Here is a 15,115-nt window from a genome sequence, read left to right on the forward strand (position 1 = left end):
TATCAGGCGCCGTTCGTCCAACGCCCCTGGGCATCACGCCCGGCCTTGCCCTTCGCCTTCAGGCCATCGAGTTCGCGCACGATCTCGCGGCCGTCGCGGCTGCCGACGGCCGCCATCAGATCCTCGAAATATTTCGGACCGTCGGCGAGGGCCGCTTCGAGCGAGGCAAACCGTTTGCCCGCATAAGCGGGTGCGGCCGGGATGATCGTATCCATGCCGCCCTTGCCGAAGGGCCAGGTCAGATCATAGCCGGCCTTGCTGCCGGTGCGAGCGCCATCGAGCGAGGGATCGAGCGGGCTCATGCGTACATTGTCGACGATGATCAAATCCTTCGCCGGCTGGAAGCGTGTGCCCAGAGCCCATTCCATCTCTTCATCGTTGAAGATGTCGATGTCAGGATCGACGACGAACATATTCTTGACGCCGCAGGCACCCAGCACGGCCATAATAGCCGAACGCGCCTCGCCCGGCACGCGCTGTCGCAATTGCACGCGCACGTTCTGCGCGCCGGCGGCGGCTACCGGCGCATAGACGGCAAGTGGTTCACGCACCGCCAGTTTCAAGGCACGCCAGACGTTGAGTTCGGTACGCAGATTCTCGAGCTGCGACGTGTCGGTGCGCGCCAGATGCTTGCCGCTGATCGAAATCGTCTGGAACAGCGCATCGGAGCGGCGCGTGATCGCCGTCACGTGGAAGACCGGATTTTTCTTCAGGCCGCCGTAATAGCCCATATATTCGCCATAGGGACCTTCCGGCTCGACATAGCCGTGCGGATCGAGCCATCCCTCGATCACATATTCCGCGTCCGCAGGCACTCTGAGATCGTTGGTGATGCACTTGACCACCGGCATTGGTGCATCGCGCAAGCTAGCCATCAGGCTCAGCTCGTCGACCGCGATCGACATGGTCGCAGCGATCATGTCGACGGGATGCGAGCCAATAACATAGGCGACCGGTACCGGCTTTCCGGCGGCGGCGGCTTCCATATAGATGACGCGCAGGTCGCTCGGTGCATTGAGGTCGACACCGGTTTCCGTGCGGCTGCGCAACATCAGACGGCGCAGGCCGACATTGGTCCAGCCGGTTTTCGGATCGATGCTGAAATCGATGGCGGAGGAAATATAAGGGGCGCCATCGAGCCCATGCTGGAGATGCACCGGCAGCGATGTGACATCCACGTCATCACCCGTCTGCACCACCTGCTGGCAGGGCGCCTGCGCCCGCGTCACCTCGACGACGGGATGTTTGGTGTCGAGCCGTCGCATCAACTCGCCCAGCAATTGACGCTCGGACACACCGAACGCCTTCGCCAGACGCGAACGCCAGCCGGCAACACTGGCGACGAGTTCCTGCTCCTCGGGACCGACCTTCTTGAACCAGACCGCCTTGGTGGTATTGGCGATGATGGCCGCCACGTCGGCCAGATCAGTCTTCTGCTCGATCACCTCCACTTCGCCTTCGGCCGCGATGTCCTGCATGAATTTGCGCAGACGAAAACGGTCGAAGTCGAGCGGCGTGGCAGCGCCTGCGCGCCCGGTATCGGGTACGGTATTCATGGTTTCCTCCTCTTGTGCGCTTTGTCGCGCTTATTAGGTCAGTTCGTGCACGCCTCAGGCGGTCGACAGCGCCTCTTCGTCCACCGGATCGAGATGGCGCAGACGCGGCGCCACCTGTTCCGCGAACAGGCGCATGGACTTCGCACGCTTCTCGCGATCCGCCCATTCCTTGCCGGCGATCAACAGCAAGGTGCCGAAACCGCCGCTGTTTTCATAATGCTTCAAAACCTGTTCGGTCACGTCATCCACCGAGCCGATCGTGTAGCAACCGCCTTCGACCATATCTTCGATGGTGATCGTGTCGCCCTGGATCGGCAGTTTATAGACATTGCGGGCGAAGTGCAGCAGGCCGCGCTTGGCCTGAAAGCTCAACTCGTAGTTGGCGGACTCCCGCAACTCATCCATCGCCTGCTTCTTGCTGTCGGCGATATAGATGTAACGCGACACCGAAATATTACGCCGCGGATTTTTCTGCCCAGCCGCCTGCGCCGCCGCGCAATATTTCTCAGCCTTCACTTTCAGGCGATCGGCCGGCTCCAGGAAGGCCGAAAGCAGAGTATGGCCGTTCTCGCCGCAATATTTCAGCATGCCGTCGGAATCGGTCGCTGTCGCCATCGGCATATGCGGCTGCGAAGCCGGACGCGGCCAGGCGACGACGCCCTTGCCCTGCCAATGCTTGCCGTTCCAATCGAACGGCTCGGTGCTGCTCCAGCATTTAAGGATGAAATCGAGCGATTCCTGCAGGCGCTCGTGCCGATCTTCATAGGTCAGGCCACGTTCTTCGCTGAACACCGGCGACGGCACGCCTGAGCCGAAACCAAAAATGAAACGTCCCTGGCCCAACAGATGTTCCGTCACCGCCGCTTGAATGGCCACATCGACGGGATGTTGCAGATGCGCGATCTTGATCGCAGCACCCATGCGGATTTGTTTCGTCAGCGCGGCCGCCTTGCACATCAGCAGTTCCGGCGCCGGCAGAATGTCGACCTTGTCGAGATAGACGGCCTCGCCGTGATGCTCGCTGATATAGGCGTCGCGGAACCCGAGTTGATCGGCCAGCACGATCTCGAACAGATCTTCTTCATAGGTGCGCGCCGCCGACGTATGCGGCCTGAACCCGTTCGACCAGATCCCGAATTCCATTCTTATCTCCTGTCCCGCATCCCGGCGCCTGAAGTCTTTGGACGCGTTTTCTTCACGCGAACCGGCGTCCACTTCGCTTGAAAACGCTCTAACACCACAACGCCGCCGGTGAACGGCGGCGCAGAGCTTCACTTGACAGCAAAGGTTGTGTCAACACGTCCGATTTTGTGGCTTCAATGTGCCCAACGCGCGCGGATGAAAGCGCCAATCTCGGCCACCACCGTATCAGCGGCTTTGATCAGCCCAAACTGTCCGGCAAAGCCATGCATCTGGCCGGGAAAGGACTTGTAGACGACTGTCACGCCTGCCGCGTGCAAGGCTTTTGCATAGGCTTCGCCCTCATCGCAGAGGGGATCGAGCCCACCTGTCGCGATATAGGCCGGCGGCGCATGCGCCAGATTGTCGGCGAGGATCGGCGATGCCCGCCAGTCCAAAATATCGGCATCGCTGCGCAAATAATGATTGCGGAACCAATGCATGGACGCCGCCGTCAGCGTGTAGCCGCTACCGACGCGCGTATAGGACGGTGTATCGCATCGCAGATCAGTCACCGGATAGATCAGGGCCTGCGCCCACAGATGCGGTGTCCCTTCGCGCGCCGCTTGCAGCGCCACGACCGCTGCCAGATTGCCGCCGGCACTGTCGCCGACCACAGCCATGCGTCCGGCATCGACGCCAAGCGTTGCCGCCTGCGCGGCAACCCATCGCGTCGCAGCCATCGCATCTTCCGCCGCCGCCGGAAATTTATGTTCCGGCGCCAGGCGATAGTCGACGGCGATGACGACCGCCCGCAATGCGTTCGCCAGATGACGCACCAGAACGTCATGGGTTTCGAGATCGCCCACCACCCAGCCGCCGCCGTGAAAATAGACGACCACCGGGCTTTGGCGATCCTGAGCCGCAGCTTCGCTGCGATAAAGCCGCAAGGAGATCGGCCCGCGCGGCCCTTCGGCGATCAGCGCCTGCACCTCCGCCATCGGCGGCACGAACTGGTTCATCGCCCTGCGCATGGCGAGCCAGGCAGCGCGACCTTCCTGCGGTGTCAATTGCTCCAGCGCCGGCCGATTGGCGGCGCGGATCGCCATCAGCAGGCGCTCCGCGTCAGGGTCGATCGGCGGCACGGTGGTCGTATCGGTCATCGACGTTCGCTATCCTTGTGGCTCAATCTTGGCCACGCGGACATATTCCTTCCAGGCCTCGACGTCTTTGACAAGACGCGCCTGTCCCTGTTCCGGCGTCTCGATCATCGGATCGCCGCCGAAACTGTTGAGAAACTTTCGCGTCTCTTCGCTGGCGGTGACCTGGTTGAACCATTTGGCCAGTTGATCGACCACGGGTCGCGGCGTCGCCGCCGGCACCTGGGCCGACCACCAGCCGGTGATATCCATGCCTTTGACCCCAGCCTCGTCCATGGTTGGCAATTGCGGATTGGCGTCCAATCGCTTGCCGGTGCTGACGGCGAGGATGCGCAGGCGCCCTTCGCGCGCCTGCGCCAGCGAGAAGACGGGATCATGCATGCCGTAATCGACCACGTCGGTCGTCATATCATTTAAAGAATCGACGGCGTTCTTGTAATTGACCTCGAGTGCCTTGACGCCCGAGATCACCTTATACATTTCGCCCATCACCGTACCGGTGGGCGCGGCGCTGGCATAGGACGCCTTGTCGCCTTTCTCTTTCAAATGGGCGGTGAGTTCCGCCACCGTTTTCCACGGCTTCTTGGTATCGACCACCAACATGAAGGGTTGGCGATTGATCGTCGCCACCACCTGAAAAGCCTTGGCTACGTCAACCGGCGGCTTTTTGAACAGCGACATGTTGCCGGCAAGCGCGCTGCCCGAATGCACATAGACCGTATAGCCGTCCGGCTTGGCCCGCGCCGAATACTCTGCGGCGATATTACCGCCGGCACCAGCCCGGTTTTCCACGAGCACCTGCCGCCCGATGATCGGCCGCAGCCGCTCTGAATAGTAACGCACGATCACATCGGCGCCGCTGCCCGGCGGAAAGGCGCATATCAAGCGCAAATCCTGCGCCGGATAATCCTGTGCGCTGGCGCCCCCGCTCCAAGCGGCAGCCCCCACGGCCGCACCACCCAATACGGCGGCGCGCCGCGTCACCCCAAAAACCGTGCCCATCCCTAGCCCCCCTTCCGTTAAGGACGATGCTTATGCGCTGGGGTACGTGGGCTCAGCCCTGCGGTTCGATCTTGGCGATCCGCACGTAATTGCCCCAAGCTTCGATATCTTTCAGCAAGCGCGCCTGGCCTTCATCGGGCGTGGTGATATAGGGGTCGCCGCCAAACTTGTTGAGGAATTCCTTGCCCTCGGGCGAGCCCGTCACCTGGTTGAACCATCCGGCGATCTGATCGATGACAGGACGTGGCGTCCCAGCCGGCACGATGGCCGCGAACCAGCCGACGAGATCGATGCCCGGCACGCCACCCTCCGCCATGGTCGGCAGATCCGGCTGCGATTGCAGCCGCTCGGCGCTGGCGACAGCAAGAACACGCAGACGCCCCTGCGCCACCTGGGCGAGCGCGAATTGCGGATCATGCGCGCCAAAATCAGCGGCGCCCGACGCCAGATCGCTCAGCGAATCCTGCGCCATGCGATAGTTGATCTCGACGGCCTGAAGGCCGGCGACGCTCTTATAGAGCTCGGCCAGCACCCGGCCCGACGTCGCCGAAACCGCATAGCTTGCCTTGTCGGCCTTTTGCTTGAGATGCGCGGTAAGCTGTTGCAACGTCTTATGCGGGCTGTCGGGATGAACGACGATCATAAAGGCTTGCTTGTTGATCGTCGCCGCCACCTGCAAAGCCTTGGCCGCGTCAACCGGCGGCTTCTTGAACGTATGCATATTGGCCGAGACCGACGAACCCGTATGCACATAGATCGTATGACCGTCGGGCTTCGAACGGGCGACGAATTCGGTCGCGATATTGCCGCCGGCGCCCGGCTTGTTGTCGACGATGATCGTCCGGCCGCCCGTCATCGGCCTGATCTTTTCCGCATAGAAGCGCACGACCACATCGGAGCCGCTGCCTGGCGGAAAGGCGCAGACAAAGCGGATGTCCTGGTTCGGAAAGGTTTGCGCCTGCAGCGGCGCGGTGCCAGCCCCCAGCGCCAAAGTCCCCGTGCCGGCAACCAGCGCCTTGTTGAATTGACGGCGATCGATCAATGCCATGGACGTTTTCTCCTTTTATTTTCTTCTCGCTCCGGCCCCGCCAAAGGGCGCGACCGGGCCCTTCATTTCATAACCGAAAATTATTGCGGCTCAATCTGCGCCACGCGTACATAATCCTTCCAGACATCCACCTCGCGAACGAACAGGCGCTGTGATGCATCGGGAGAATTGACGAAGGGCTCGCCGCCGATCTTGGCAAAGAACTCGCGCATCTCAGGCATCTCGATGACCTGCGTCACCCACTTGCCCAATTGTTCGACGATGGGCCGTGGCGTCGCCGCCGGCACGTGGGCAGCCCACCACCCCACGATATCGACATCCTTGGCACCTTGTTCGTGCAAGGTCGGAACGTTGGGCACGACCGACAGGCGATCCTTGGTGCTGGCGGCGAGAATGCGGATACGGCCTTCGCGCGCCTGCGCCATCGCCAGCACCGGATCGAGCGTCATGAAGTCGAGCGTGCCGCTGGCCAGATCGTTGAGCCCATCGGGGCCCGAACGGTAACTCACCTGCACGGCTTTCAGGTCGAAGGCTTTTTTATAGGTTTCGCCGAGCACCGCCGTCATCGGATTGGCGATGCCATAGCTTGCCTTGTCGCCGCGCTCCTTCAGATGCGCGGTCAGTTCGTCAAGATTTTTCCACGGCCGATTGGCCGCGATGACGACCATATAGGGCTGGCGATTGATCGTCGCTGCCAATTGAAAGTCGCGCACGGCATCGAAGGGTGGCTTCTTGTAAAGATACATATTGCTGGCGGTGGCGCTCGCCGCATGCAGCAGAATGGTATGCCCGTCGGGTTTCGAGCGCGCCACATATTCGCAGGCGATATTGCCATTGGCGCCCGGTTTGTTCTCGACGATGATCGTCCGGTTCATCAGCGGCCGCAGCCGCTCGGCAACCGAGCGCGCCAAAACGTCGGCGCCACTTCCCGGTGCAAAGGCACAGACCGCGCGCACGTCTTGTGATGGATAACTTTGCGCGCGTGCCAAACCAACTAAAGCCGGTGCACTGATACCCGCACCGATGAGCGCACTTGCTCGACGCCGTGTGTAAAGCATCTCCATCCCCTCCCGAATGAAAACGAATAACGATTATCTCCTCTGGTAGACTAGGCTTCCCTCCGGCGCCGCCCCTCCCAAGGCAGCGCCGGAAAGTCTTGTGTGTTGGCTAGCCGCCTTCCTGGAAGGCGATTTCGCGAGACTTGCGCACGTTCGGCAGCACGATCACGAGCAATAGGCCCAGCGCGCAGATCAGCAGCGTCAGCGAGATCGGCCGTTGCAGGAAGATCATCGGATCGCCGCGTGACAGCACCAGCGAACGCCGCAGGTTCTCTTCCATCAGCGGTCCGAGTAGGAAGCCCAGCACCATCGGCGCCGGTTCGCAGCCGAACCGCACCATGATGTAGCCGAAGACCGCGAAGACCGCCGTCAGGATCATCATCACCGCATTGGCATTGGTCCCATAAACGCCGATAACACAGAACATCAGGATCGCCGGATAGAGATAGCGATAGGGGATCGACAGCAGCTTCACCCAAATGCCGATCATCGGCAGATTGATGACGACCAGCATCAGATTGCCGATCCACATGCTGGCGACCATGCCCCAGAACAGGTCCGGACGGCTGGTCATCACCGCGGCACCCGGCTGGATGCCCTGGATCATCATTGCGCCCATCATCAGCGCCATGATCGGATTGGACGGCAGGCCGAGGGTGAGCAGCGGAATGAACGAGGTCTGCGCCGCGGCATTATTGGCCGATTCCGGACCAGCCACACCTTCGATCGCGCCCTTGCCGAAGCGGCTCGGATCCTTGGCGACCTTCTTTTCCACCGTATAGGCAGCGAAGGCGGCCAGAACCGCGCCACCGCCCGGCAGAATGCCGAGGATGGAGCCGACGGCCGTGCCACGCAGCACCGGCTTCCAAGACTGCGCGAACTCGCTGGCGCTCGGCCACAGATCGCGGAACTTGGTGCTGATCGCCGTGCGGTCGACCTCCTTTTCCTCGAGATTGCGAATGATCTCGACGATACCGAACATGCCGATGACCATCGGCAGGAAGTCGATACCGTCCCACAATTCCGAGACGCCGAACGTATAGCGCACGGCACCGCTGTTGACGTCGGTACCAACGAGACCGAACAGCAAGCCGACGATCACCATGGCGATCGCCTTGATAACCGAACCATGCGCCAGCACCACGGCCATCAAAAGGCCAAGCAGCATCAGCGAGAAATAGTCGGGCGAATTGAACTGCTGCGCCAGTGCCGCCAGCGGCGGACCGAAGGCGGCGATGAAGATCGTGCCGACGCAACCCGCGAAAAACGAGCCGAGAGCCGCGACCGACAGCGCCGCGCCGGCCCGGCCCTTTCGCGCCATCTGATAGCCGTCCATACAGGTGACGACCGATGAGGCCTCACCCGGCATGTTGACGAGGATCGACGTGGTCGAACCGCCATATTGCGCGCCGTAGTAAATACCGGCGAGCATGATCAGCGACGACAGCGGATCAAGACCGAAGGTGATCGGCAACAACATCGCGATGGTCGGGATCGGCCCGATACCCGGCAGAACGCCAATGAGCGTACCGAGCAAACAGCCGATCAGCGCGAAGCCGAGGTTTTGGAAACTGGCGGCGGCAGCAAAGCCGGTGGCGAGATTGGAAAAGGCATCCATGGCGAATTACCTTCCCCACCAAGCCGGCATCGGCTGCGACAATCCGTAGATGAAAACGCCGACGCAGAGCGCCGCGACGACAATGGCCAGAACCACCGTTTCCTTCACGTTGAACTTTTCACGTGCAGCGCTGGCTATGAAGATAACAGCGACGGTCGTCAGCGCCAAACCAATCTGCTCGATCAAAAAGCCGAAGGCGAGAATGGCCAGGATGACGAAAGAGATGGGCCGCAACGGAATCCTTTGGATCGGCGGTCCATCCAAGGCGAAACCACGCCCGCCGATGATCAGGCCCATCATGATGGTGAGATAGCTCAGGATGATCGGAAAATAGCCCGGCCCCATGCGGGAGGACGATCCGTAAGTGAGATCCTGACCGAAATAAACGCCCGCCACGCCGATCGCGATAAAGACGAGCCCCGCACCCAAGTCTTGCGGGCTCCGAATTCGTAGCATGCAGCTTCCTCCCCCGTCGGCAACTCTGCGCCGAACGATTACCTCTAGCTATGTCCCCTATAACTATAACAGGGAGCACGATACCGCCAATGGTTTGCGGTGCAAGAATTTCGTGCAGACATCTTCTGTGGACGACACTCCTTCCGCCCGGTCAAGCCCAGGGATCGATCGAGCAGTGAATGGCGCCGGGGCGCCCCTGGCCACCGACCGTCATCAAGGCTTCGTGGGCCTCGCCCAAGCTAAACACGTGGGTGCACATCCGCTCCAGTGGGAAGCGGCCACTGGCAATGATCTGAATCGCCAGCTCCACCGCCTCGTAACTGTGGCCGCGCACGCCTTTCACGGTGAGGAATTTCTTCACCAGAATGTCGGTGTCGAACTCGGCTTTACGATCGGGACTGCGCCCGCCCAGGATGATGCGACCGCGTTTGCGCGCCAGTTGAATGGCTGAGATCGCCGCCGCTGGGCCACCGGACGAACAATCCATCACCAGATCGGCCATCAGGCCGCCTGTGATGTCGGCCACCGTTTCGAGCAGGTCTTCCTCATCGATGTTGATCGTGTGGGTGGCGCCGAACTCCTTGGCCAGGGCCAGCCGGGCACGGTCTGCGGGTGACGACTTGCCGGTGACGATGATCAGTCCGGCGCCAGCCTGTCGCGCGGCCAAGGTGCAGGCAAGCCCTTGCTGGCCCGGCCCCTGAATAACGACCGCTTCGCCGATTTTGAGACCGCCCTGCAAGCAGGCCCATTCGACACCATTGCCAAGCGGCAGGGCCAAAGTGGCAAGCTTGGCCGGCACATGCGCCGGCATCTGGTGAAACACGGAATTGGGGTGCAGATATTGATAATGCGCGTAGCCGCCCCAAAGCGCTGGCGAAACCGACACCGGCGTCGAGCCGAAGCGGATCGTGTTCGACAAGTTGAGCGTGTCGGTCTCGTCGCACAGGCGGAAGTCGCCGGTGCGGCAATAATGGCAATGACCGCACGGCAAATATTCCTCGAGCGCGACCCGATCACCTTCCTTCACGCCGAAACGCTTGGCTGCATAGCGCCCCAGCCGATCGACGATGCCGACAGTCTCGTGGCCAAGGATCAAAGGTCCTTTGGAGCGGGGATAGTTGTTGTAATGCGGCCAATCGCTGCCGCAGATGCCGCACAACTCGACTTTAAGGAGACCCGCATCCTCGGCAATGTCAGGGAATGCGATCTCCCGCACTTCAGTTTGTCGGATGGCAAAGGAAACCGCCGCAGCAACACCGGTCATGTCACACACCCGTATGAATGATGCCGGGCCGCGCCTGCAAATCTTCCGCCTTGGCCTTGGCGAAAGGTTTATCGGCCGGCAGAATGAAGGAAGCCGAACGCACCCGATGGGTTTCCGCCTTCAGTCCACGCGGTTCATTGCCCTTGGCCAATCCAACGGCGGCTTTCTTCAACAGGCTGCGCGCCATGATGATGGCGTTGTCGGTCGACACCAGATTTTCTTTCGTGCGATCGACGACCGGCCCCATACTCTCCTGCAAGGATGCATCCTGCATGGCGATACCGGCGACACCGCTGTAGTAGCGGCCGCTTTTCTGCAACGCCCGATCTATCAGGTAGTCGTTGTCTTTATTGATGACGGGCCGGTACGTGCCCGGAACCAATTCCACATGCATGCCGCCGCCGCTGCGCATGGTCGCCAATTCATGTTCGCTCAGGGCCCGGGTCGGATGCCAGGTGAACGACCAGGTGATGCAGTTCTCGTCATCCATCGGCACCCAGGCATGCCCGTTCAAGGCATTCTCGCCATAGGGCGGGATCATCGTATACCAGGGCATGATCCACTGGGTGATGCGCCAGTAATATTCGCCGGGCTCAGCATTGCGGCGCGCGCCGATCAGCATGCCCGACGGCGAGTCGACCACTTCGAAACGCGGCGTACGATCGCCATTATAGACCGCGCCCTTGGTCGCGCGGTGCAGCGGATCGGTATGCAGCTCGCCACTGTGCAGCCAGGAGACGTGGCTTGAATCAATGCCGCCTTCCATGGCTTGCAGCCAGTTGCACTCCTGCCAGCGCTTGGCAATGTAGCGATGCGAGGCTGGCAGATCGAGCCATTCGAAAGCGGGAAATTCCGGCTGCTTCTCCGGCGGCCCCATATAGACCCAGATGACACCGGCCTTTTCGACGCACGGATAGGCCTTCAATTTGACCTTCTGGCAGTAGCCGCTTTCCACCGGCTCGGACGGCACTTCAATGCACTGGCCGTTCACGTCGTATTTCCAGCCGTGATACGGGCAGCGCAAACCGCCCTCTTCGTTGCGACCAAACCACAGCGAGACGCCGCGATGGGCGCAGAATTCGTCCATCATGCCGACTTGGCCCGACGTATCGCGAATGGCGATCAGCCGCTCGCCCAGCACTTTGACGCGCACCGGCGGGCAATCGGGTTCAGGCAATTCTTCCGCGTGCAGAATGGGCACCCAATAGCGGCGCAGCAAATCGCCCATGGGTGTGCCAGGGCCCGTGCGGGTGACAAGAGCATTGTCGTCGCTCGACAGCATGGCGCGTCTCCTCGGTTTGGCGCCATTTTTCGCACTAGTGGTTTCCAGTGGCGGCACCTTGATCTAGGGCAATAACGCTCTGCGGCGTCCGACGCAATGGCGTCCGGACACGGCAGGTGACAGGGGCGCGACGACGCCTTAAAGACGGGCACCGTCGAAATACAGATTTTAAAAGAGGATGAAGGCGATGGCGCATGGCGAACGCTTCCGGCTGGCAGGCGTGATGGGCTGGCCGGTGATGCATTCGAAATCGCCGATGCTGCACAACTACTGGTTTCGCGAATATAACCTCGCCGGTACCTACATCCCGCTTGAAATCGCCCCCGAGGGCCTTGCCAAGGCGTTGAAATCCCTTCACCCGCTCGGCTTCGCCGGCTGCAATCTGACGATCCCGCACAAGCAGGCGGCGCTTGCCATCGTCGACGAGATCGATCCGTTGGCGCGCACCATGGGCGCGATCTCCTGTGTCGTTGTGCGGCCGGACGGATCGCTGTTCGGCTCCAACAACGATTGCTACGGTTTCATCGAGAACCTCGTCGAAGGCGCGCCGCAAATGCGTTTCGAAGCCGGCCCGGCTGTCGTTCTAGGTGCCGGCGGCGGCGCCCGGGCGGTTGTGTGGGGCTTGGCGCAGCGTGGCGTTCCCGAAATCCGCCTGATCAACCGTACCCGCGCCCGCGCCGAGGAAATCGCCAAGGAATTCGGCGCACCGGTCAAAGCCGTCGATTGGAGCGAGCGCGGCGACGCGCTTGAGGACTGCAACCTGCTCGTCAACACCACAAGCCAAGGCATGGTCGGCATGGAGCCGCTCGACATCGATCTGTCAAAACTGCCACGCACCGCCTTGGTGACCGACATTGTCTATGCGCCGCTCGAAACGCCGCTGCTGAAAGCCGCGAAGGCGCGCGGCAATCCCATTGTCGACGGTCTCGGCATGCTCCTGCACCAGGCACGTCCGGCCTGGCAGGCCTGGTTCAATGTCGATCCGAAAGTGACGCCTGAGCTGCGCGCGATGATCGAGGCGACGCTTTAATTAAAGCTTCGCCAGATAATGATCCCAGGTCCGCCGGAACAGGCTGGCGGTCCAGAGCTTCTCCATCGCGGCCTTCTGCTCCTCCGCATCGAAGACATAAGGCTTGCCGATCTGCAAGGCCATATATTGGCGTTGCGCGTTCTCTTCGAGATAGACGGCGAGAACGAAGGCTTCGACGATGTCCTTGCCGACAGTGACGGCGCCATGGGACTTCATCAAAGCGCTCGAACGATGGCCCAGCACCTGCGCCAACTTATCCGCCATCTCTCGCGTGTTGATCGAGGCTGGCGTATCGAGCACCGGCGCTTCGCCCGGCAATACGCCTTGCGCGAAGACCGGTTGATAGGCGTGACCCGTCATCGTCAGAAACGTCGACCATTTCGGATGCGCATGAACGACGGCGCGCACGTCCGCCCGTGCCCGATAGATGCCCGTGTGCAGATGGAATTCGAGCGGCGGCTTGGCGCTGCCCTCGATCAGCTTGCCGTCCATATCGACGGTGACGATGTCATCGACGGTCAGGCTGCTGCGCTGGCAATTGCCCTGATTGATAAGAATGCGGTCATCGCCAATACGGATGCTGCAATGGCCGTTGAAATCGATAATCTCGGCCATTTCCAGCATACGGATGCAATCGACGAGCTGCTGGCGCTCCTGCGCGAAGGGTTTCACCCCCGGTCGCTCCAGCGGCTGTACACTACCCTGGGACATACGCTTCCCCCAAAAATCCGGCGGCACGTTGCTGGAGCCGCCGATACAAGTCAATAATAAGTCAGTTGGGGACGCTTTGAGACCGATTGAGCCGCCGCGTCAATCCGTGCCATGGTCCGCCCGAAATTCCTTGGAGAAAAGCATGACACGGATTGCGGTGCTCGACGACTATCTCGATGTCGTTAAAAGCCAGGGCGACTGGGCGAGCCTGGGCAGCGACTGTCAGGTGTCGTTTTTCCGCCAGAACCTGGCCTCGATCGAAGATGCCGCCCGCCAGCTCGCGCCCTTTGAAGTGCTGAGCCTGATGCGCGAGCGCATGCCCCTGCCCCGCGCCCTGATCGAGAAACTGCCCAATCTCAAACTGGTCATCACCACCGGCGGCCGCAACCGCTCCATCGACGTGGCCGCCTGCAAGGAGCGCGGCATCATCGTGTGCGGCACGCGCAGCGCCGACCCGGCCCCGACCGTCGACGTCGCCTGGTGGCTGATCCTCTCGGCCGCCCGCAACCTGCACCGGGAGGAGCGCCACATGCGCGCCGGCGGCTGGCAGGAAAAGCTTGGCTTCTCGGTTGCCGGGCTGACCCTCGGCCTCATCGGCTTCGGCAATCTCGGCCAGCGCGTCGCCAAGGTCGGCCAGGCCTTCGGCATGAAGACCATCGCCTGGAGCCAAAATCTTACCGAAGAAAAGGCTGCCGCCGGCGGCGCCAAACTCGTCAGCAAAGATGAACTCCTGTCGCAGGCCGACGTGATGAGCATTCATCTCGTTCTGAGCGACCGCTCGCGCGACCTGATCGGCGCCCGTGAATTCGGCCTGATGAAGCCGAAGGCCATTCTCGTGAACACCTCGCGTGGACCGATCATCAACGAAGAGGCGATGATCGAAGCGCTGAAAACAAAGCGCATTCATGCTGTCGGACTTGATGTCTATAATGTCGAGCCGCTGCCGCCCAACCATATCCTGCGCAGTTTCGACAATGCGGTCTTAAGCCCGCACCTGGGCTACGCGACACAAGTCAATTTCAAGACCTATTACGCCGATACGATCGAGGCCATCAAAGCCTGGCGGACCGGCACTCCAGTGCCACGCCTCATCGAGAGCGACTAAGAGAAGGCCCATTCCACGGGCCTTTCCGCCTTTGCCAAGGTTCGCTTCCTTTGATTCGTTTCAGAACACAAGGGCCTCGAACCGGCTGCGCGCCAGTATTTTTGTGAATAGAGCCCCCATAAACTGCGACAGGATGGGGGTTTTTTGAATCGCCGCTTGGCGTGTGGGCTTGATTGGCTAATATCTCGCCGTTGATTCGAACCATGTTGATTCGATCCGGGAGACTACCAATGGCAAAGAAAGCAGCAGCCGCGAAGCCGGCTGGTAAGGCGTCGGCAGCGGCTTCCACTGTCACCCTGAAGCATCTGGCAGCTACGCTGTCGGTCGACCACGAGCTGTCGAAGAAGCAGACCGAGACCGTTCTGACGGACATGGTCGACCTCGTCGTCAAGAACCTCAAGAAGGGCAACCGCATCCGCATCGTCGGCCTCGGCATCCTTCAGGTTCGCAAGCGCGCCGCCCGTATGGGTCGCAACCCGGCCACCGGCGAAGCGATCAAGATCAAGGCGAGCAAGAAGGTCGCCTTCCGCGCCGCCAAGGAACTCAAGGAAGCGATCTAATCGCTGCTTGAATTCAAGGCATTCCAGAGCCCCGCTTGCGAGCGGGGCTTTTTCTTTGGCAAAAGGCCCGAAATCTCTGCACATCAGGCACTTCCGGCGCAAGGCCAAGTCCGGCTATGTAGAGCGAAGCTCGATCGATTGCTTGC

The 15,115-nt window shown here is 61.1% G+C and carries 14 protein-coding genes; 3 read left to right on the forward strand and 11 right to left on the reverse strand.

What is annotated here, in order from left to right:
• Positions 1-2 precede the first annotated feature (2 nt).
• The 10 genes from OIM99_RS22195 to OIM99_RS22240 all read right to left on the reverse strand — a co-directional run bounded on the left by OIM99_RS22195 (position 3) and on the right by OIM99_RS22240 (position 11,563).
• Positions 3-1,556 carry a UbiD family decarboxylase gene (locus tag OIM99_RS22195; protein WP_311852661.1) on the reverse strand — a complete coding sequence of 518 codons (1,554 nt, stop codon included), beginning with the start codon at positions 1,554-1,556 and terminating at the stop codon, positions 3-5.
• Between the two features lie 54 nt (positions 1,557-1,610).
• Positions 1,611-2,699 carry an LLM class flavin-dependent oxidoreductase gene (locus OIM99_RS22200; RefSeq protein WP_311852662.1) on the reverse strand — a complete coding sequence of 363 codons (1,089 nt, stop codon included), beginning with the start codon at positions 2,697-2,699 and terminating at the stop codon, positions 1,611-1,613.
• 173 nt (positions 2,700-2,872) lie between these two features.
• Positions 2,873-3,838 carry an alpha/beta hydrolase gene (locus OIM99_RS22205; protein ID WP_311852663.1) on the reverse strand — a complete coding sequence of 322 codons (966 nt, stop codon included), beginning with the start codon at positions 3,836-3,838 and terminating at the stop codon, positions 2,873-2,875.
• A gap of 9 nt (positions 3,839-3,847) precedes the next feature.
• Positions 3,848-4,837, reverse strand: a complete 990-nt coding sequence (locus OIM99_RS22210) for a tripartite tricarboxylate transporter substrate binding protein (protein ID WP_311852664.1) — start codon at positions 4,835-4,837, stop codon at positions 3,848-3,850.
• A 52-nt stretch (positions 4,838-4,889) separates the two neighbouring features.
• Entirely contained in the window at positions 4,890-5,885 is a 996-nt protein-coding gene (locus OIM99_RS22215) for a tripartite tricarboxylate transporter substrate binding protein (RefSeq protein WP_311852665.1), read from the reverse strand.
• 80 nt (positions 5,886-5,965) lie between these two features.
• Positions 5,966-6,943, reverse strand: coding sequence for a tripartite tricarboxylate transporter substrate binding protein (locus OIM99_RS22220; RefSeq protein ID WP_311852666.1), 978 nt, complete (start codon positions 6,941-6,943; stop codon positions 5,966-5,968).
• 109 nt (positions 6,944-7,052) lie between these two features.
• Positions 7,053-8,561: a tripartite tricarboxylate transporter permease gene (locus OIM99_RS22225; protein WP_311852667.1), complete on the reverse strand. Its 1,509-nt coding sequence runs from the start codon at positions 8,559-8,561 to the stop codon at positions 7,053-7,055.
• Between the two features lie 6 nt (positions 8,562-8,567).
• Entirely contained in the window at positions 8,568-9,017 is a 450-nt protein-coding gene (locus OIM99_RS22230; RefSeq protein WP_311852668.1) for a tripartite tricarboxylate transporter TctB family protein, read from the reverse strand.
• Positions 9,018-9,168: 151 nt separating this feature from the next.
• Entirely contained in the window at positions 9,169-10,281 is a 1,113-nt protein-coding gene (locus OIM99_RS22235) for an alcohol dehydrogenase catalytic domain-containing protein (protein WP_311852669.1), read from the reverse strand.
• Position 10,282: 1 nt separating this feature from the next.
• The gene (locus OIM99_RS22240; protein WP_311852670.1) at positions 10,283-11,563 is read right to left on the reverse strand and encodes a Rieske 2Fe-2S domain-containing protein; all 1,281 of its coding nucleotides are present in this window, start codon (positions 11,561-11,563) and stop codon (positions 10,283-10,285) included.
• A 187-nt stretch (positions 11,564-11,750) separates the two neighbouring features.
• On the opposite strand from OIM99_RS22240, the gene OIM99_RS22245 reads away from it, so the two are divergent.
• Positions 11,751-12,593, forward strand: coding sequence for a shikimate dehydrogenase (locus tag OIM99_RS22245; RefSeq protein ID WP_311852671.1), 843 nt, complete (start codon positions 11,751-11,753; stop codon positions 12,591-12,593).
• On the opposite strand, the gene OIM99_RS22250 is transcribed toward OIM99_RS22245, so the two are convergent.
• Entirely contained in the window at positions 12,594-13,304 is a 711-nt protein-coding gene (locus OIM99_RS22250) for a class II aldolase/adducin family protein (RefSeq protein ID WP_311852672.1), read from the reverse strand.
• 142 nt (positions 13,305-13,446) lie between these two features.
• Between OIM99_RS22250 and OIM99_RS22255 the strand changes: the two genes are divergently transcribed.
• Positions 13,447-14,409, forward strand: a complete 963-nt coding sequence (locus tag OIM99_RS22255; RefSeq protein WP_311852673.1) for a D-2-hydroxyacid dehydrogenase family protein — start codon at positions 13,447-13,449, stop codon at positions 14,407-14,409.
• Positions 14,410-14,639: 230 nt separating this feature from the next.
• Positions 14,640-14,969, forward strand: coding sequence for an HU family DNA-binding protein (locus OIM99_RS22260; RefSeq protein WP_311852674.1), 330 nt, complete (start codon positions 14,640-14,642; stop codon positions 14,967-14,969).
• Positions 14,970-15,115 lie beyond the last annotated feature (146 nt).

Source organism: Methylocella sp. CPCC 101449 (assembly GCF_031921685.1).
In the GTDB taxonomy this organism is placed as follows: domain Bacteria; phylum Pseudomonadota; class Alphaproteobacteria; order Rhizobiales; family Beijerinckiaceae; genus Terripilifer.